Source organism: Hydrogenophaga sp. L310 (assembly GCF_055703065.1).
In genome coordinates, this window is the sequence record NZ_JBVPZA010000001.1 from 296,374 (window position 1) to 315,758 (window position 19,385).

Sequence of the window (19,385 nt, forward strand, 5' to 3'; positions counted from 1 at the left end):
GAAGATCTTCCAGAGAACAGCCACCCAAGTGCCTGACAATCCGGCTTCAATGAACACCGACCACGCCCCATCCAAACCTTCGCAAGGCGCACTTCGTGTGGCGCTGCTGTATGCCGTTTTCGCCGGGCTGTGGATCCTGCTGTCCGACTGGGCCATGGGGCTGCTGTTCCGCGACCCCGAGTCGCTCGTGTGGGCCAGCACGGCCAAAGGCTGGTTCTTCGTAGCGGTCACCACCCTGGTGCTCTATGTGCTGGTTGCGCGCCTGGTCGGTCAGCTGAATGCGTCGCACCAGCGTGAACGGGCGGAAGCCGAAGAGAAGTGGCGGGCAACGCAGCTGCTCGCCGCGATCGTCAAGAGTTCCGACGACGCCATCTTTGCCAAGGATGACCAGGGGCGCTATCTGCTGGTCAACAACGCGGCGGCCCGGTACATGGGCAAGTCCGCCGAGGACTTGCTGGGACACGACGATCGTGTCGCATTCCCGGACGAACAGGCGGCGCTGCTCATGGCCATCGACCGCCGGGTTTTCGCTTCCGGACAGGTTGAAACCAACGAAGAGCGATTGAACACCGCCGAGGGCGAGCGGGTGTTTCTCGCCACCAAGGGACCTTTGCGCGACGAGCTGGGCAGGGCTTTCGGCACCTTCGGCATCTCGCGCGACATCACCGGGCGCCGACAAGCAGAGAAAGCCCTGCACGACAGCGAAGAACGCCTGCGGTTGGCGCTGGCGGCCGGCAAGCAGGGCCTCTATGACATGAACCTGGAGACGGGCTCGGTGACGGTGAGCCCGGAGTACGCCGCCATGCTCGGTCACGACCCGCTGTCGTTCCAGGAATCGTGTGCTGCCTGGCGTGAGCGCCTGCATCCAGAGGACCGTGCCGGGGTGCTCAAGACGCTGGAGGCGTATCTGGGCGGGCAATTGCGTGCCTACCGCGTCGAGCATCGCCTGCGCACCCGGGAGGGTGGTTGGAAATGGATCCTTTCACTGGGCGAGATCGAGGAACGGTCCGCCGACGGACGACCGCTGCGCATGCTGGGGACCCACACCGACATCGACGCGCTCAAGGCGGCGGAGTCCGCTCTGCGCGAAATCAACGCTACCCTGGAAGCCCGTGTGGCCCTGCGCACGGCCGAACTGACCGCCGCGAACCGGGAGCTCGAGACGTTCGCCTACGCCGTCTCGCACGACCTGCGGGCGCCGCTGCGCTCGATGAGTGGCTACTCCCAGGCGCTGCAGGAGGATTTCGGTGCTTCATTGCAAGGCCAGGCAAAGTCCTATCTCGATCACATCGCGGCGGCCGTCCACAAGATGGGTGAATTGATCGACGGCCTGCTGGCCTTGTCGCGCAGCACGCGTGGCGAGTTGCGGCAAGACCGTGTCGATCTGTCGGCGCTGGCGCGCCAGCGGCTGGGCGAACTGGCCGAGGCAGAGCCCGGACGGCGGGTTGCGGTCGAAGTCGAGGACGGCATCATCGTGCAGGGCGACGAGCGCATGCTCGCCAGTGCCCTCGTCAACCTGCTCGACAACGCCTGGAAATACACTGGCGCGACCGCGGCGCCTTCCATCCGCGTGCATCGGGGCGAGGTCGGCGGCGTGCGCGGGTTCTGCGTTTCAGACAATGGTGCCGGCTTCGACATGGCCCACGCCGAGCGCCTGTTCAAGCCTTTCCAGCGCCTGCACCGCCAGGAGGAGTTTCCTGGCATCGGCATCGGGCTGGCCACTGTGCAGCGCATCGTGCACCGGCATGGCGGTGCGATTGCTGCACATGCGGTGCCAGGCAACGGTGCCACGTTCTGCATTGCCTTGCCGCAAGTCCCCCTGGGGTCGGATCAGACGCCTTCCGCCTGAACCACAAAGGCCGCACAGGGGTTCATGAGGTGCTGGTCAACAGCCTGGCCATCCATGCAGGCCGGTTCAGCGGCAGTTCAGCAGCACCTGCTTGAGGTCAAGAAAGCCCTGCAGGATTTTTTCAATGGCGTCCTGCTCGAAGGTGATCATGCCGTCGTCGATGGCGTTCTGCTGCACCTCCGCCACCGTGGCACGGCTCTGGATCTTGGCCTTGATGGCGGGCGTCGCTACGAGGACTTCATAGACGCCCATGCGGCCCTTGTAGCCACTGCCATCGCACACGGGGCAGCCCACGGGGGCATGCAGCATCACGCTGCCGTCAGCGGCGCCGTAGCGGGAGCGCCAGCGGGTCACCATCTCCTGCGGGTTGGCCTGCGTATCCCGGCAATATTCGTGGGCCAGGGCATCCATCTCTTCGCTCGAAGCCACCCGGGCGGTGCTGCATGCGGTGCACAGCCGCCTGACCAGGCGCTGGCCCACCACGCCCAGCAACGCGTCCGAGAAGTTGAACGGGTCCAGGCCGAAGTCCAGCAGCCTGATGATGCTTTCCGCAGCGCTGTTGGTGTGCATCGTGGAGAACACCAGGTGCCCCGTGAGCGACGCGGCAATCACGGTGCGCGCCGTTTCCGGGTCGCGGGTCTCGCCCACCATGATCACGTCGGGGTCGGCGCGCATGAAGCTGCGCAACACGTTGGGAAAGGTCAGGTCCAGCTTGGTGTTGACCTGCACCTGGCACAGCCCCTCCTGGGTGATCTCGATGGGGTCCTCAACCGTCCAGATCTTGCGCTCGGGCGTGTTGATGAAGCTCAGCAGCGAATGCAGCGTGGTCGTCTTGCCCGAGCCCGTGGGGCCGCAGACAAAGAGCAGCCCGTAGGATCGTCCGGCGATGGCCTTGAGGGCGGACAGGTCACGCGGCGAGAGGCTGAGCTGGTCAATGGACAGCGCGCGCGGCGGTGCCAGCAGGCGCATGACCACGTCTTCCAGGCCATTGGCCGTGGGCATCATGATGACGCGCAGTTCGATGTGCCTGGGGCCGAAGTCGTCAAAGCGGATGCGACCGTCCTGCGGCCGGCGGTGCTCGGAGATGTCCAGCTCGCTCATGATTTTCAGGCGCGAGACCAGCGCCGAGCGGAAGTTGGGCGGCACATTGGTGTAGGGCGCCATCACACCGTCCACCCGGAAGCGCACCCGGCTGGGCTTGTCGGCGGCGCCCGACTCGATGTGGATGTCCGAGGCGCCCTGGTCGAAAGCATCCACGATCATCTTGTTGACCATGCGCACCAGCGTGTTGTCCGAGTCGGTGACCGACTGCAGCACGGACACCACCCCTTTGGGGCCTTCCAGACCGAGCTTTTCCACCAGGCTGGCGATCTGCTCCTCCTCTGTCGTGCCGCCATAGAACTGCTCGACGGCGGCCTGCAGGTCTTCGCGCACCGCCATGGCAGGATCGACCTTGAGCCCGGTGAAGAACTCCAGCTCATGCAGCGCCTCCCACGACAGCGGGTTCTCCATGCCGACGGCTATCCGCTTGTCCGTCCGGTACAGGGGCATCACCAGGTATTTGTGCGCAAGTTCTGGCGAGATGGCCAGGATGGCGTTGGGGTCGTACTGGAACCGCGCCAGGTTCACGGTCGGCATGCCCAGCTGCTCCACCAGCACCTTGCGGATGACCTCGTGCGTGACGGCGCCCATCTCCAGCAGGACCTCGCCCAGGAGCTTGCGCCGGTCACCGGCCTGGCGGTCCAGCGCCTCTGCAAGCTGCTCCACGGTGATGATGCCGTTCTGCACCAGGATTTCGCCGAGCTTGCGGGTTGACGAGCTTTTTTGCCGCAGCAAGGCGTCCTCAAGCGCCTCGCGCGTGACGATACCCGGCTCCGCCAGGTACTCGCCTGCCTTGCGGGTACGCAGGTTCTGCTGGGTGACGAGCGCCGCCTGCAGGGCATCCCGCGTGATGTCGTTGGCCGAGTGCTGCGCCTGCCCCAGCGGCTCGCCCAGCCGGTAGCTGCCCACGGCATCCGCAGGCAGGAACCAGCGCAGCACCGTCCCGCCATGGTCCACGACAAACAGGAACATGCCCGCCTTGCTGGACAGTGCAGAAGTGACCTGCGCCTCCAGCACGGTCCCGTCCTTGAAAGTGATGGTGCAGCTGCGTGCTTCGCGCCTGGGCCGGGCCTCCGCCGAACCGGCGGACACAGGTAGCGCGATGGGCTCGACCTCGATGGCACGGGTGAGGTAGAGGCTGCGGAATGCCGCGAACGGCAGCATCTGCACCGGTCCGCCGGCCGGCATCATCTCAAGGCGCCCCGCCTCGAAGTCAATCCGGACAACTGTGGCCCTGAGCTCGTCCCCGTTGAGCATGGTGACCAGGCACGGCTCGGCACCCGAGGCCGCGCCCGGGTCCAGCACGGTCATGTGGTGGGGGGCTGGCCAGTTGAGGCCCGCGGTCGCCGCCGGCGGACGCTTGTCTGTGGAGGGCAGTGTCATGTCGGTGCTTCCTTGCGTTCTGCAGTCTCAGTTCGCGCATGCCATCGTCTGTTGGGCACCGTACCCTGTCAGGCAGGCAGCGCTGGGGCGGCCGGTGTCGAGGCGATCACCACGCGGTTGCGCCCGCCGGTTTTGGCCAGGTACATGGCGCTGTCGGCAGCCTGGACCAGCTCGTCCTGCGTGGTGCCGTGCTCCGGGAACTTCGCCACGCCGAAGGACGCAGTGACCCGGATGGCGGTGTCCCCGAATGCAATGGACATCGCTTCCAGTGCGATGCGCAGGTTCTCTGCGCGCTGGTACGCCAGCTGGTACGCCAGGTTGGGCTGTATGTCCGCCAGCAGCAGGAGGAACTCCTCGCCACCGTAGCGGCACACGATGTCGCTGCCCCGGGCATTGCGGGAGAGCAGGGCGGCGAATGCCTTGAGCACCTCATCGCCCGCCAGGTGGCCCCAGGTGTCGTTGACGCGTTTGAAGAAGTCGATGTCGCACATGATGATGCCCATCTCGTGGCCGGAACGTCGTGCCCTGATGAGTTCCCGTCCTATGGTTTCGTCCAGATAGCGGCGGTTGTACAGACCGGTCAGCGGGTCGCGGATGGCCTGTTCGCGCAACAGTTCCTGCAGCGTCTGCACCTCGCGCTCGGCCTGCTTGCGCAGCGTGATGTCGCTGCCCACGGCAATGACGTAGTCGCCAGAAGACATGTTGACGCGCATGGTGCTGAAGGTGTAGTCGCGCGGGCCGCGCAGGCCGGTGACGCGGGTCTCGGCAGTGGCCGATCCGTGTTCCAGGGTCTGCCGGATGTGCTGCATGATCCGCGGCCGATCGGCGGCATCGACGAAGTCAATCGCATGGGAAGAGGCCATCTGTGCGTCCGACAGCCCCAGCAGCTCCTTCTGCCGGTCGTTCCACCGGATGTACTTCCCGGACGTGTCTAACACGCAGAAGGTGCCCGGCAGGCTGGCGATCAGTTTGTCCGAAAAATTGCGTTCGTCCTGGACTCTGCGTTCTTCCAGCCTGCGCTCCGTGATGTCGCGAAAGTACCAGACCCGGCCGTAGTAGGTGCCGTCCGTACCGAGCATCGGCGCGGAGTAGAGGTCGATGATGCGGCCGTCCTTGAGGGTGACTTCCTCGCTGCTCTTTTCGGTCTTGTGCTGGTATACAGACTGGATGCGGGCAAGATCTGCCTGTGGGTCCTGCATCTGCGCCACGGCGAGCCTGAGCGCATCGGCTTCCGAACCGGTGTCCATCACGCTTTGCCCGATGCCCCACAGATCGATGAAGTTGCGGTTGTAGGAAATGATTTTTTCATGGCCATTCACCACCAGGATGGCCTCGCGCGAGAGCTCCTGCTGCGTTGCGAGGATGGTGTTCTTGAACACCAGCTCCTGCCGCACCAGCGACTCCTTGTACAGGCGGTGCATGCTGAAGAGCAGGCCGATCAGGACGCAGAGATAGGAGGCGATCTTGAGCAGGTGGGCGCCGTCGAACATCGCGTCAAAGAGCTCGCTCGACGTCGCCATGAAGAGCGCCTGCCCCATGAAGCCGATGATGAGGCTGAGCACCAGCCAGTGATCGAAGTGGTACACCCGCCAGTGGCCCTTGCGCAGGTACGCCAGCAGGGCGAGCAGGAAGAACAGCGCAGCCAGCAGGTCCTGGGGGCGGGTGATCAGGCTGCCGTCCTGGACGGCAGGTGGCATGGGCAGCAGTTCGACCACGCCATAGCACGCCAGCGCCAGCACACCCACCATGGCATAGACCACCCCATCGGCGATCCTGCCGGCCGGGCCCAGGCGCTGTTCGCGCTGCCAGAACAGGCAGCTGAGCCAAAGCAGCAATGAGAGGTAGGTGCGCGAGACGGTCCAGCTCCAGTAGATACGCGATGCCGAAGCGGCCGGGAACTCGTGCATGAAGTGGGCGGAACTGAAGACGCCGTGAAAACCGTCCAGGACCGCCGTGGCCACAAACCCCATGCCGATGAAGAGGAACATGGTCTTCTTCTCGCTGTAGTAGCGGACCAGCGCCAGGCAGCCCACGACCGCCGCCAGCATGGTCGACACGGTTTCAAGCAGGGTGTGAAACACCATGTCGCTTTTCCAGCCGGCGTGGCGTACAGACAGGAAAGCCAGCAGGATCAATACGGTCAGGCCGGCATAGCTGACCACCCTGCGCATTGCAGTGTCGGGCTCGGGTGCAGGGTGAAGAACTTCAGGCATGGTGGATGTCCGCAGGGATGTCACCCGTGCCTGGCACGGCCAGGAACTTCGCCTCGAACTCATCGGCCGGCACCGGCTTGCTGAACAGGAAGCCCTGCATCTCGTCGCAGCTCAGCCCGCGCAGCAGGCCGGCCTGTTCCTCGGTCTCGACGCCCTCCGCCACCACCGTGAGCTTGAGCGTGTGCGCCATGTTGATGACGATGGCCACCAGCGCGAGCGCCTGCGGGCCGTCCGTCATCGCCGTGACAAAGGAGCGGTCGATCTTCAGGGTATCAATGGGCAGCCTGGACAGGTAGCTGAGCGACGAATAGCCGGTGCCAAAGTCGTCAATGGCGATGGTGATGCCCAGCGCGCGGATCTCCCGCAGGCTGTCGATGGTGATTTCCATGTCCTTCATGATCACGCTCTCGGTGATCTCCAGCTCCAGTCCCTGCTGCGAGAGCGGGTTGGCAGCCACCAGGCGCCTGACTTCGGCGCTGAAGCCGGCATCGCGCAGCTGTACGGACGAAACATTGATGGCCAGCCGCACGACAGGCAGGCCCGCCGCGCGCCAGCGCAGATAGTCTTCGACGATCTTGCCCAGCGCCCAGCGCCCGACTTCATGGATCATGCCGGTGTCTTCCAGCAAGGGGATGAAACGGTCGGGCGGAACGAGCCCGGTTTCCGGATGGTTCCAGCGCAGCAGGGCCTCGGCACTGGTGAGCTTGCCGGTGGCAAGATCGACTTTGGGCTGGTAGTGAAGAACGAACTGGCCCTTGGTCAATGCCTGGTGCAGCTGGTTCTCCATGGTCAGCTGGCTGCTCACACTGGCGTTCATTTCCGGGTTGTAGAACAGGTAGCTTGCGCCCCTTGCCTTGGCACGCTTGAGCGCGGCCTCGGCGTTCCTGAACAGCACATCTGCATCGGCGCCATCGCCCGGGAACAGCGCAATGCCGGCTTGGGCGGCCACGCGGAACGCCTTGCCGTTCAGCATGAAGGGGTGTTCCTTGAAGGCGAGCGTGGTGTCCTCGATCATCCGGCCCACGCTCGACTGCTTCCGGAAGAACTGGGGCAGGACCACAGCAAAATGGTCCGCGTCCAGGCGGGCCACAAGGCTGGCGTCGCCCATGGCCTGAGTCAGCCAGGCGGCGACTTGCCTCAGCAGCTCGTCGCCGGCATCGCGGCCCAGGCTGTCGTTGATGTTCTTGAAACGCTCCAGGTCGATCAGGACCACACCCAGTTCGTTTTGTTCGGGCGCAGCGCTGCGCACGAACTGTGCAACGCGTTCCATGAACAGCTTGCGGTTGGCCAGGCCCGTCAGCTCGTCATAGTAGTCAAGGTATTGCAACCGCTCCTCGGCCTTGTGCTGCAGCGAAGTGTCCAGGTGCAGCACAACGGCGCCGTCCAGCCGGTCCCGGGCCAGGGGCATCACCATGAGCAGGATCCAGCGCTGCACGGTGGGCGAGTGGCACGGGTACTCGGTGACGAAGCTCTTGACCTGGCCGTCAAGGACGCGGCGGATGCCGATGGAAATCTGTCCTGCCATGGTGGCTTCATCACCCTGTGTGCTGCCACAGATATCCAGATAGTTCATGCCCAGACCGAAGTTCGGGCTCGCCATGCCGTTGGCCGCTGCGAAATGCCGCCAGGCTTCGTTGACTGAAGTGATCACGCCTTGGTTGTCCAGCACGGCAATATGGGCCGGGAACGCATTGAGGATCGATGCCTGCTTGGCCGCCTCCGTCAGCCGCAGTTGCTCCTGGGCATGGAGCAGAAGGAAGGTCTTGCCCTCGTGGTCGGCGACAGTGTCCACCTCCCCGGCCGTCAGGTCCTCCAGGCGCTGGCTGGTCTCGAACAAGGTCCTGATCAGCGCCGCGACTTCAGCCGTGGCGGCAGTGCCTGCCGCATCCGCCATGTCCGGTGCCGGCAGCACAGCCTGGGTGTGGCTCAATGCGCCCACCATGACGCGCGCCGGAGCAGGAGCCAGCTTGAGCAGTGCTGGCGTCATGAAAATCCGGTCGGTCAGCGCCCGCTCAGGCTCCTGGCAGACATCAACAACTTCTATGTCGTGTCGGCCAGCCAGTTGTTCATTGCACAACGCGTACAGGTTTTTTCTGGCGAGCGCCGAATTGGGTGCATCGCCCGCCACATAGAGACGGAAGCTGTACCGGGCACCGCTGCTCACGGTGTGGTCGACTGGGGCAGGGTTTGGGTCCACGTGTCAGTCAGGTTGACGGCAACCTCAATGCCGCTCGCGCCGAGCAGGAAGGGAAATTTGTCTTCATTGAATGAGGATCTTCGGTATGTCTGCACACGCACGTTGCGTTGCAAAAATTCCTTGTACCACGGTTTGCTCCCGCCGTTCGGGCAACTTCGGCGCCTGTCGGCGTGTTGTGCCGGCTCAGGCCTCGGCCTGCACCGGTCCATCGAGCTTGAGCTTCCCTTCCTTCACGTAGCGCCGGAAGTCGCCAATGGGCATGGCGGCAGAACCGTGGGTATCCTCCTCGACCCAGCTCAAGGTGGCGTCGGTATTGGAGAGCGATACCTCCACCGGGCCTTCGCGAATCTCCACGGCAGGGCCGTCGCCTCCCCGGTATTCAACCTTGCCCACAATGCGTGCGGTTTGAGCCATGTGTGTCCTTTTCAGTAAAGCGCGAGCTTGGCACATCCATCTTCGCGGGTCGGTTCGTCAACGCACGGAAGTGCCTGCGCCGTACGCAAGGCCTTGCCATGAGCCAGGGCGCCCCCCAACATGGACCAACCGCTGGCCTGGGCGTGTTGGTGCTGCTCCATGCCGAGCGGCTCGCCACCGCCAGCGAACCGGATTGGATCCACGGCAGACGCATCGGCATTTGCGGCCTCGGCAATGCGCCAGGTTGATACGGCGGTACTGGCCGGTTCGGCCCTGGGCGATCGCTCGGTGCCAGGCACAGGCAAAAGCCCGCGCAGCGAGGTGGCTTGCGCGGGCTCATGGCGACTCACGTTGGCAGTGAGGCGGCGGGTTGTTTGAAAGGCTCAGTTGCCGCGTGGTTCCACGTACGGCCGGGTCCCGTAGAAGTCGTGAACGCCCTTTTCCCAGGCCGTGTCGGCCATGTCGGGCCAGTCGTTCTTGTCGAAGCCGGGCGCGCTCTCCAGGCGGTCCATGCTCGCGTCGAGCACGAAGCGCTTGTTGATCGTGTCCAGCTTCAGCGCGGTCCATGGCACGGCAAACAGTTTTTCGCCCAGGCCCAGGAACCCGCCAAACGACAGCACCGCGTAGCTCACCTGTCCGGTGCGCATGTCGAGCATGATTTCCTTGATGTCGCCCAGGTCTTCGTCTTTGGCGTTGACGACGTCGTTACCCAGCAGGGTGTCGGCGCCCATCAGGTACGGGCCAGGGCCGCGGTTGCGCTGCGGGACGGTGTCGTCCATGGCGGTGGTGGCAGCGTAGATGCCGAAGGAATCGCGTTCTTCGTAGTTCATGTGATGTCTCCCAAAAAAAGAGGGGGTGCATGGAGGGGCGAGGTCTGCGTGCACCAGCGTGGCTTTGGGACACCTGGCAATTGCAGGGGTGAACGGGTCGCGTGTCGGGCCGCACGGCACCGCCGGCTCGACCACGCAAAGTTCAGGCGGTCATCAACAGAGGCTGGCGTTGGCGGTGCACCACCAGGGTGGCCAGCCCGAGGTCGGAAACCCCTGACGACCGGCGAGGCGCGGTGTGGGCGCCCAACAAACGGTCATAGGCCTGTCGCACCACGCCGTAACACTCGCAGCTGCGCGCTTCCAGGCCGCGGCGGTCGATGATGGAAATGTGGCCCCGGCGGTAGTCGATCAGCCCGGCCTTCTGCAGCTTGAGTGCACCGCCGGTGACACCCTCGCGGCGCACGCCCAGCAGGCAGGCAATGCGTTCCTGCGTGATCTGCATGTCGGTGCCTTCCTGGCGGTCCAGGTGCAGCAACAGCCAGCGGCACAGCTGCTGGTCCAGCGCGTGGTGGCGGTTGCAGGCCGAACACTGCGCCATGTGGGTGAACAAGGCCTGGGTGTAGCCCAGCAACTTCTGCATGAAATCGGGCGAGCGGCGCGTGTGGTGCAGCACGGCCGCCGCGCTCATGCGCCAGGCCTGGCCCGGTCGCTGCACCACGGCGTCGCTCAAGGGGTTGGCGCCGCCCATGAAGGCGCAGACGCCGACCATGCCTTCACTGCCCACCACGGCCACTTCGGCCGAGGCGCCGTCGGCCATCGAGGACACGAGGGAGACGGTGGCGCTGGCCGGAAAGTGCACATGGTGCAGTGCCTTGCCGCTGGAATGCAGGACGGTGCCGGCCTCCAGATCGACCCAATCCAGGTCGGGCTCGAGATGCTGCCATTCGGCGCTGGAAAGGGCGGCAAGCAGTTGGTTCTTGTTGAACCGTGATGCGGTGGCTGTCATGCGGCCTCCTTGGACATGTCGTTCCATCGGAGCCCCGACCATTGAAGGTCATGAGACTGTCGATGTCCCTGCTGGCCTGGATGGCGGGAAGCAGGGTTGAACGCAATGTAGGTGGCCTGTCAGCCTTTCGTTATGTACAAAGACATGAATGCATACCCAGGTGTTACCGGTTGTCAGCGACCACTGGGTGTATTGCAGGTCCGTGGAACGGTCACACCAGAGGGCGCACGGGCGGGCGGCCATCTCCGTACAGGTCGGCCAGGCGCGCGAGCGCCTTTACGTCCCGCATATACAACCGACCTTCACCAATGGTGTGCAAACCCCGGCGTTCCAGTTTGCGCAGCGTCTTGTTGGTGTGTACCAGCGAGAGTCCGAGCGCATCGGCGACATGTTGTTGCGTCAACGGAAACGGCACACCGCTCGTGCCGCCATCGGCCTGCAGCGCAGCGGCGCGCTTGAACAGCAGGATCAGCAGCATGGCAATGCGCTCTTCGGCGCTGCGCCGCCCCACGGAGAGCAGCGTGTCGTCCACCAGCGATTCTTCGTGCGCGGTGAGCCAGGTCACATTGAAGCCCATGGTGGGCGAGCGGCGGTGGATCTCCCACAGCGAGTCGCGCTGGAACACGCAGAACACCGCATCGGTCAGCGTCTCGACGCCGTGGGCCGCGGCATCGCCCATCTTCTGCTGCACACCGATGAAATCGCCCGCGAGCAGGAAGTTCAGGATCTGACGGCGCCCGTCGCTCAGCGTCTTGAAGCGAAACGCCCAGCCCTTTTGCAGCGTGTAGAGCGGCGCGTCGACCTGACCTTCCTGGATCAGTGTGCTGCCCACCGGCAGGTGCATGTCCTTGCGCTTGAGCGACTGCACGAGTTCCAGTTCGGCGTCTTCGTGCGCCTGGAACAGGGGCAGTTTTCGCAAGGGGCACTGGGTGCAGGCCAGCGCGGCGACGGGTGCACGTTCAATGGGTGTTGTGGCGGCGGCATCTGAAGTCATGCGCGATTGTGGCGCAAGGCCGCAGGGAGCAGCGTGCTGGACATGCCTGCCCAGAAGCCGGCGGCTTCAGCGCTCACCAAGGCAGTAACCCGGACCGTTGTGGGTCCGGATTGTTTGTCGTCTGGCTGGCGGATACGGGTGCACTTCAAGGGGGGATTCCCAACGGCACAAGGTGCAGCCCGGAATGGTCTTTGGAGATGACTGAAAAATGCTGATACCTGTATCCGTATATGTTTTACAGACGGCCGTCAACCCGAAGCTTCCCGCCTCCCCAGAAAATACCCGTGCCAGTAGTCTTCGGGTTCCATCAATCCTTTGGCTCCAGGAGTCCACACGCATGCCACACGCTCGCCGCTTCGTACACCGCCCCACCCGCACCGCCATCGCTGCGGCCGCGATTGCGCTGGTGGCCCTGCCCGCCGCCGCCACCAACGGCATGAATCTGGAAGCCTACGGCGCCAAGGCCGGAGGCATGGGTGGCGCCTCGTTTGCCCATGAAAACGGCAACTCCGCCCTGATGAACAACCCGGCCACGCTGGGTCTGCGCCAGGAAGGCAGCAACCTGGGCCTGGGCCTGACGGTGTTGATGCCGGACGTGAACACCCGCATGAACCACCCGCAGGCCGGCACCCTGAACGCGAAGTCGGGCGGAGATGCCTATTACATGCCTTCGCTCTCCCTGATCCGCAAGTCCGGCAAGTTCACCTACGGCGCCGGCATGCTGGCCCAGGGTGGTATGGGTACCGAGTACGGCAGCAATTCCTTCCTGTCCGGTGGCACCGGCCTGCCCATGCGCTCCGAAGTGGGCTTCGGCCGGCTGATGTTCCCACTGGTCTACAACGTCAACGACAGCTTCACCGTGGCCGGCCAGATCGACTATGTGTGGGCCAGCATGGACGTGCAGATGCTCATGCCCGACGGCTCGGGCCACGCCAGCTTCAGCGACAAGAACGACTTCACCGGCGAAGCTTCCGGCAATGGCTGGGCCTTCAAGCTGGGCGCCCACTACAAGGTCTCCAATGACCTGGCCTTTGGAGCCACCTACCACAGCAAGACCGACATTGGCGACCTGCAAGGCAGCGGCACCTTCACCATGCTGCCGGGGGGTATGCAGATCCCCACGCAATTCAAGGTGGTGGACTTCCAGTGGCCGGAAACCTATGGCGTGGGCGTGGCCTGGCAGGCCACGCCCACTTTCATGCTGGCGGCCGACATCAAGCACCTGGCCTGGTCGAACAGCATGAAGGATTTCCGCCTGGGCATGAACATGGGCGGGGGTTGGATGGTGGGCGCGATGCCGCAGAACTGGAAAGACCAGACCGTCATCATGATCGGCGGCCAGTACATGCTGGCGCCGGGCCTGGCCCTGCGCGCTGGCTACAACCACGCCAGCAACCCCGTTCCCGACAGCACGCTCAACCCGCTGTTCCCGGCCACGATCGAGTCCCACTACACCCTTGGTTTGGGCTGGAACATCGGCGGCGGCCACTCGGTGGCCGGCTCACTGGCCATTGCGCCCAAGGTGACCCGCACCAACCCGAACATGTTCGGCCCGGGCATGGCGGGTACGGTGTCGCACAGCCAGAAGACGCTGCGCATCAATTACAACTACAGCTTCTGATCAAGGCTTCTGCGCGCTGGGACACTCGGTAACAAACGCAGACCATTGCTGCTTGCGGTGCGAGGGTCTGCGCACTATGCTGAACCGTGGAGATCGCCACGGTTCAGCAAGATCATGAAAAGTCCATCACTCAGTCGCAGGAAAACACGCATGCCCGATCGCAGGTTTGCCTTGGAGCAGTACCGCTTGCGGGCCGGCGTGTACGACAACGAACTCGCGATGTTCGAGCCACTGCGCCGGGAGGCGGTGGCGAGTCTGCAACTGCGTCCTGGTGCGTCCGTGCTGGATGTCGGCTGTGGCACCGGTCTGAGTTTTCCTCTGCTCGCCGATGCCGTGGGTCCGCACGGCCGGATCGTGGGGATCGAACAATGCCCGGAGATGTGGGTCAAGGCGCGTGAACGTCTCGCGGCTGTCGAGCCCTGCGAGGTATCGCTGATCAATGCGCCGGTCGAATCAGCGCGCTGGACGGGGCATGCCGATGCCGCGCTGTTTCACTTCACGCACGACGTGTTGCGTCGCCCTGAGGCGATTGCCAATGTGCTGCAGCACCTCAAGCCGGGTGCGCGTGTGGTGGCAACCGGGTTGCAGTGGGCCGGCCCTTGGGCCTGGCCGGTCAATCTCTTTGTCTGGGGTGCGGCACTGCGTTCCGTCAGTACCCTGGATGGCCTTGTTCAGCCCTGGAGCGGCTTGGCGGCTCACGTGCCGGGGCTGGACGTCCGCTCCACATGGATGGGCGGCATCTACATCGCCAGCGGAACCTGGCCGGGCCATCAGGCCACCGGTAACCCCTCGTAGCGCGGCCGCTTCGGTGCGACGGACGAAGTACTGGTGGTCCGGATGGTGGTCGTGGTCAGCAATGCCGATCAACACGCCTGGGCTGACCGCCGTCCAGTGGCCATGCATACCCGGGAGCGCGGTGGCGAAGCTGTTGTGCTGCAGCCACTGTTCCCTCGCTTTTGTGGCGTCTGGGTTGGCAATGGGCATGCGGTGAGCGCGCTGCAAGACCGTTGGAGCGCTTCATTTTCCGATGTAAATATAAGTTAATCATTATTGACTTGCATCAATCGATGGCCCGGATCGTGTGACCAGAATGCCTCTGACTTTCACGGACAGGAGACATGATGGGCAACAACGTCAAGGTGGTCACCACAGGCCGCACACGCAAGCGGGTCAGCTGGTTGCAGAGGTTCCGTGCACTGCTTGCAACCTCGCTGCTGGGATCGCTGGCCTGGTCGGCGAATGCACAGACTTTGGACGCCGACCTCGCTGCCGGAGCCCGCTTCGCCGCAGAACACTGCGGCTCCTGTCACGGGGCCACCGGACAGAGCGCGGCGCCCAATTTCCCGCGCCTGGCGGGACAGAACGAAACCTACCTGGTCAAGCAGTTGAAGGACTTCGCCTCGGGAGACCGCAAGAGTCCCCTGATGAAAGAAAAGGTGGCCATGATGGACGATCACATGATCCGTTCGCTGGCCGCGCACTATGCGAGCCAGAAAGCCTCCAGCACCCCGTCCGATGACCCGCAGCTCATGGCGGTGGGGCAATTCGTCTACGAGCGGGGCAATGTGTATGCGGGGTTGCCCGCGTGCCTGTCCTGCCACGGCACCCATGGCCGTGGCAGCGCCAGCATGCCACGCCTGGCCGGTCAGCACCCCAGCTATCTCGAGTCGCAGTTGCTCCATTTCCACCAGCGCGAGCGCAGCAACGACAGCGCGATCATGACCGTGATCTCTGCGCGCATGAGCCAGCTGGAAACCAGGGCCGTGGCCGAATACCTGGGAGCCCTGAAATGAAGCCCGGGCCTTTTGCATCCGCCTGGCGCCGTTTCGGGCAGGCGGTTGCCATCTTCAACGCAGGTGCGCTGTAGCTCGCAGGTCAGGTCATGGCCATCGACGCGGACAAGGTCCCCGCCGCCAAACCATCGGCCTCTGGCCTGCACCTCGCGGCCATCGAAGCGGCCGAGATGAAGCAGGGCGCACCGGGCAAGGTGCTGTTCATCGACATCCGCACACGGTCTGAAGCCATGTACGTGGGCATGGCCCCATCTTGGTGGACCACCTGGTGCCGTTCCTGGAGTTTCCTGAAGTCTGGGAGTGGAGCTGCCCGCAACGAGTTTGTGCAACTGTCCAACACCCATTTTGTTCAGGATGTGGAAAATTGTCTGGCCCGGGCCGGTCTGAGCCAAGACGAAGCCGTGGTCCTGATCTGCCGCTCGGGCATTCGCAGCAACCACGCCGCCGGACTGCTCGCGCAACACGGTTTCAACAGAGCCTACAACTTGATCGCCGGATTCGAGGGCGATACCGCCAAAGACGGCGAGCGAAAAGGGCTGCGGCTGGTTCAGCGCACCGCCGTATTGATCGATGACTGCATTGGCACGCGTCGGGCGCCATTGAACCGGTTGCTCCAGTACGCGACGCGCATGTCTTCCAGCCGGACAGAGGCGCCTGAGCGTGGGGCATGGATGAACTTCCCTTCGCCGACATAGATGCCTACGTGGCTGAAAGCCCGTTTCATGGTGTTGAAGAAAACCAGGTCTCCGGGCTTGAGTTCGCTGCGATCGATCGCCTCTGTCGCGGCGGCCTGGTCCACCGCCCGACGTGGCAGCACCTTGCCCACCGATTGCTCAAAAACCGTGCGAACCAGACCACTGCAATCAACCCCGGTTTCAGCACTGTTGCCGCCGTAGCGGTATGGGACGCCCAGGAACCCCATGGCGTTGATCACGAGGGTGGAGGCCGAAGCCCCCACGTTGTCGCGTACCTGCTGCAATTGCTCGCTCAGCCGTGAGATGACGCCTTTTTCTTGTAGCAGCACGTCCATGTCTTCATAGACGACTTCGCCGGGAACGGCATGCGCCAAAGGCATGCCAGCCAGCAACAGAACAGGAATCCAACGCTTCATGGTGTCAGGTTAAGGGTGAAGCTTTGTGAAGTCAAGCGAGGAAAGACATGCAATGCGTTGATTTATTTGAATATTGAGCCATTGTGCCATCCGACTTGGCCGGGAGGCATGCGCCTTTGTCACAATGCTGGGCACGACCGGCTTCACCGCCACCTGGCCGGTGTGTTCCAACCTACCAAAGAGACTGTCCGATGCTGCTTGATGCCGCCGATTCCCAGCTGGTGCTGGTCGACTACCAAACCCGCTTGTTGCCCGCGATCCACGAGGCGCCACTGGTGCTGGCCAATGCGGTTCGCCTGGCCCGCATAGCTCAATTGTTTCGGGTACCTGTTTTTGGCACCGAACAGAACCCCGACAAGCTCGGCGCCAACGACGCGGAATTGCGGGGCTTGTGCCATAAGACCCTGAGCAAGATGAGCTTCAGTGCGGTCGACGCCGGTTTGCTGGACTGGTTGCGACCTGCGACCCGACCGGCATCAGGCAACGCCCGCAGCCTGCCCAAACACCTGCAAAAGGCCGCCCCGAGCCAGGCGCCCGAGCGCAATACGGTGGTGATCGCCGGTTGTGAGGCCCATGTCTGCCTGCTGCAGACCGTGCTGGAACTGATCGAGCAGGAGATCGATGTCTGGGTCGTGACCGACGCCTGCGGCTCGCGCACCGAGCGCAACCGCGATGCGGCCTTTGACCGCCTGGCGGGGGCTGGCGCTGAACTGCTCACGACGGAGATGGTGGCCTTCGAGTGGCTGCGCACGGCTGAACACCTGGCGTTTCGCGAGGTTCATGCGCTGATCAAGTAGGGGGTACGGATTCGCTCGATGGAGCGTCGGTTGTCCAGCACCGAAGCAAACGGGCTTCCCGCGAAAGCGGGTTGGGTGGTGCGATGGTCTTGTCAGACTGTCGCAAGTCTGAACGCCATAATTATGAATTCAGTTTTTCTCGACCACGCCGGGAGTCCCTGGGCCCCGGCGCGGTCGTTGTCGCATCTCAACCGACCACCACGCAGGAGACTCACATGAGCAACGTTCAGGGTTACGCCGATTTCCACCGCCGATCGATCGAAGACCGCGACGTCTTCTGGGCCGAGCAGGCCAAGCTGGTGGACTGGCACAAGCCCTTTGACCGCGTCTGCAATTACGACAACCCGCCGTTCGCCCGCTGGTTTGAAGGGGGTCTGACCAACCTGTGCCACAACGCGGTCGATCGCCACCTGGCGGACCGTGCCGACCAGAACGCCCTGATCTTTGTTTCGACCGAGACCAACGTCGAAACGATCTACAGCTTCCGCGAACTGCACGCCGAAGTGCAGCGCATGGCCGCCATCCTGCAGGACCAGGGCGTGAAGAAGGGCGATCGTGTCCTGATCTACATGCCCATGATTCCGGAGGCCGCGTTCGCCATGCTGGCCTGCGTGCGCATCGGTGCCATCCACTCCGTGGTGTTCGGCGGTTTCGCCAGCCACTCGCTGGCCAGCCGCATCGAAGACGCGTCGCCCGTGGCCATCGTGAGTGCCGACGCCGGGTCGCGCGGCGGCAAGGTGGTGGAATACAAGCCGCTGCTGGACGAAGCCATCAAGCTCTCGGCCCACAAGCCGCAAAAGGTGATGATGGTCAATCGCGGGCTGGCGGCGTTCAACACGGTAGAAGGCCGGGACGTGGATTACAGCGCCGAGCGCGCGCGCCACATGGACACCGTGGTGCCCTGTGAGTGGGTGGATGCAACCCATCCGAGCTACACGCTCTACACCAGTGGCACCACCGGCAAGCCCAAGGGCGTGCAGCGCGACACCGGCGGCTACACCGTCGCACTGGCGGCGTCCATGAAGCACATCTACATGGGCGAGCCTGGCGAGACCTATTTCTCCACCAGCGACATTGGCTGGGTCGTGGGGCACAGCTACATCATCTACGGCCCGCTGATCGGTGGCATGGCGACCATCATGTACGAAGGCCTGCCGATCCGGCCCGATGCCGGCATCTGGTGGAGCCTGGTCGAGAAGTACAAGGTCACCGTCATGTTCAGCGCACCCACGGCGGTGCGCGTGCTCAAAAAATACGATTCGTCCTTCATCAAGAAATACGACCTTTCCAGCCTCAAGGCGCTGTTTCTTGCCGGCGAGCCGCTGGACGAAACCACCGCGAAGTGGATCTCCGACGAACTGGGCAAACCCATCGTGGACAACTACTGGCAGACGGAAACCGGCTGGCCCATTCTGGCGATCTGCAACGGTGTGGAGAAGGCCGACAGCAAGTTCGGCTCGCCGGGCAAGGCGGTCTATGGCTACAACGTCAAGCTGCTGGACGACCAGACCGGCGAAGAGCTGCAGGGTGGCAACCAGAAGGGTGTCGTGGCCGTTGAGGGCCCGCTGCCGCCCGGTTGCATGCAGACCATCTGGGGCGACAACGACCGCTTCGTCAAGACTTACTGGTCCAGTGTGCCGGGCCGCATGGTCTACAGCACCTTTGACTGGGGCATCCGTGACGAGGACGGCTACTACTTCATCCTGGGTCGTACAGACGACGTGATCAACGTCGCTGGCCACCGGCTGGGCACGCGCGAAATCGAAGAGAGCATTTCCAGCCACCCGAAGATTGCCGAGGTGGCGGTGGTGGGCGTGGCGGACCAGCTCAAGGGGCAGGTCGCCATGGCGTTCGCCGTGGTGAAGGACGCCTCCGTGCTCACCGACGATGCCGCGCGCCAGAAGCTGGAAGGCGAAGTGATGAAGCTGGTGGACGAGCAGCTGGGTGCCGTGGCTCGCCCGGCGAGGGTGCGCTTTGTCAACGTCTTGCCCAAGACGCGCTCGGGCAAGTTGCTGCGCCGCGCCATCCAGGCGGTCTGCGAAGGCCGCGATCCGGGCGATCTGACCACCATGGACGACCCGGCCGCATTGCAGCAGATCAAGGATCTGCAGGGCTGAGATTCACCGCTGGCTTGCC

At 63.8% G+C, this 19,385-nt stretch carries 15 protein-coding genes and 1 pseudogene; 7 read left to right on the plus strand and 9 right to left on the minus strand.

The annotated features are described in order from the left end of the window. The first annotated feature begins 49 nt into the window (after window positions 1-49). Window positions 50-1,849 carry a sensor histidine kinase gene (locus AC0GNO_RS01455; protein WP_472902695.1) on the plus strand — a complete coding sequence of 600 codons (1,800 nt, stop codon included), beginning with the start codon at window positions 50-52 and terminating at the stop codon, window positions 1,847-1,849. 66 nt (window positions 1,850-1,915) lie between these two features. Here AC0GNO_RS01455 and AC0GNO_RS01460 read toward each other — a convergent pair whose 3' ends face one another. From AC0GNO_RS01460 to AC0GNO_RS01495, 8 genes are all read right to left on the minus strand, one after another. Then, window positions 1,916-4,333 carry a GspE/PulE family protein gene (locus AC0GNO_RS01460; RefSeq protein ID WP_472902696.1) on the minus strand — a complete coding sequence of 806 codons (2,418 nt, stop codon included), beginning with the start codon at window positions 4,331-4,333 and terminating at the stop codon, window positions 1,916-1,918. A gap of 68 nt (window positions 4,334-4,401) precedes the next feature. Further along, window positions 4,402-6,546: a diguanylate cyclase gene (locus tag AC0GNO_RS01465; RefSeq protein WP_472902697.1), complete on the minus strand. Its 2,145-nt coding sequence runs from the start codon at window positions 6,544-6,546 to the stop codon at window positions 4,402-4,404. Then, the gene (locus AC0GNO_RS01470; RefSeq protein ID WP_472902698.1) at window positions 6,539-8,743 is read right to left on the minus strand and encodes an EAL domain-containing protein; all 2,205 of its coding nucleotides are present in this window, start codon (window positions 8,741-8,743) and stop codon (window positions 6,539-6,541) included. The genes AC0GNO_RS01465 and AC0GNO_RS01470 overlap by 8 nt, the downstream gene beginning before the upstream one ends. 183 nt (window positions 8,744-8,926) lie before the next feature. Continuing rightward, complete coding sequence (locus tag AC0GNO_RS01475) at window positions 8,927-9,157, minus strand: hypothetical protein (RefSeq protein WP_472887338.1); 231 nt, start codon at window positions 9,155-9,157, stop codon at window positions 8,927-8,929. An 11-nt stretch (window positions 9,158-9,168) separates the two neighbouring features. Beyond that, window positions 9,169-9,507, minus strand: coding sequence for a hypothetical protein (locus AC0GNO_RS01480; RefSeq protein WP_472902699.1), 339 nt, complete (start codon window positions 9,505-9,507; stop codon window positions 9,169-9,171). Window positions 9,508-9,540: 33 nt separating this feature from the next. After that, window positions 9,541-9,987, minus strand: coding sequence for a PRC-barrel domain-containing protein (locus tag AC0GNO_RS01485; RefSeq protein ID WP_472887337.1), 447 nt, complete (start codon window positions 9,985-9,987; stop codon window positions 9,541-9,543). A gap of 142 nt (window positions 9,988-10,129) precedes the next feature. Continuing rightward, window positions 10,130-10,933, minus strand: a complete 804-nt coding sequence (locus AC0GNO_RS01490) for a Crp/Fnr family transcriptional regulator (RefSeq protein ID WP_472902700.1) — start codon at window positions 10,931-10,933, stop codon at window positions 10,130-10,132. Window positions 10,934-11,144: 211 nt separating this feature from the next. Then, on the minus strand, window positions 11,145-11,927 hold the full coding sequence (locus AC0GNO_RS01495; RefSeq protein ID WP_472902701.1) for a Crp/Fnr family transcriptional regulator: 783 nt from the start codon (window positions 11,925-11,927) through the stop codon (window positions 11,145-11,147). A gap of 337 nt (window positions 11,928-12,264) precedes the next feature. Between AC0GNO_RS01495 and AC0GNO_RS01500 the strand changes: the two genes are divergently transcribed. From AC0GNO_RS01500 to AC0GNO_RS01515, 4 genes and pseudogenes are all read left to right on the plus strand, one after another. Beyond that, window positions 12,265-13,548, plus strand: coding sequence for an OmpP1/FadL family transporter (locus tag AC0GNO_RS01500; RefSeq protein WP_472887334.1), 1,284 nt, complete (start codon window positions 12,265-12,267; stop codon window positions 13,546-13,548). A gap of 150 nt (window positions 13,549-13,698) precedes the next feature. Continuing rightward, complete coding sequence (locus AC0GNO_RS01505) at window positions 13,699-14,343, plus strand: class I SAM-dependent methyltransferase (protein ID WP_472887333.1); 645 nt, start codon at window positions 13,699-13,701, stop codon at window positions 14,341-14,343. A 326-nt stretch (window positions 14,344-14,669) separates the two neighbouring features. Then, window positions 14,670-15,341 carry a c-type cytochrome gene (locus AC0GNO_RS01510; protein WP_472902702.1) on the plus strand — a complete coding sequence of 224 codons (672 nt, stop codon included), beginning with the start codon at window positions 14,670-14,672 and terminating at the stop codon, window positions 15,339-15,341. 242 nt (window positions 15,342-15,583) lie between these two features. Next, a pseudogene (locus AC0GNO_RS01515) lies at window positions 15,584-15,835 on the plus strand (rhodanese-like domain-containing protein); the annotation flags it as partial. A 53-nt stretch (window positions 15,836-15,888) separates the two neighbouring features. Here AC0GNO_RS01515 and AC0GNO_RS01520 read toward each other — a convergent pair. Continuing rightward, complete coding sequence (locus AC0GNO_RS01520; RefSeq protein WP_472887330.1) at window positions 15,889-16,452, minus strand: C40 family peptidase; 564 nt, start codon at window positions 16,450-16,452, stop codon at window positions 15,889-15,891. A gap of 191 nt (window positions 16,453-16,643) precedes the next feature. On the opposite strand from AC0GNO_RS01520, the gene AC0GNO_RS01525 reads away from it, so the two are divergent. Both AC0GNO_RS01525 and AC0GNO_RS01530 read left to right on the plus strand, forming a co-directional pair. Then, entirely contained in the window at window positions 16,644-17,249 is a 606-nt protein-coding gene (locus AC0GNO_RS01525; protein ID WP_472902703.1) for an isochorismatase family protein, read from the plus strand. A gap of 83 nt (window positions 17,250-17,332) precedes the next feature. Beyond that, complete coding sequence (locus AC0GNO_RS01530) at window positions 17,333-19,366, plus strand: propionate--CoA ligase (RefSeq protein ID WP_472902704.1); 2,034 nt, start codon at window positions 17,333-17,335, stop codon at window positions 19,364-19,366. Window positions 19,367-19,385: the final 19 nt, after the last annotated feature.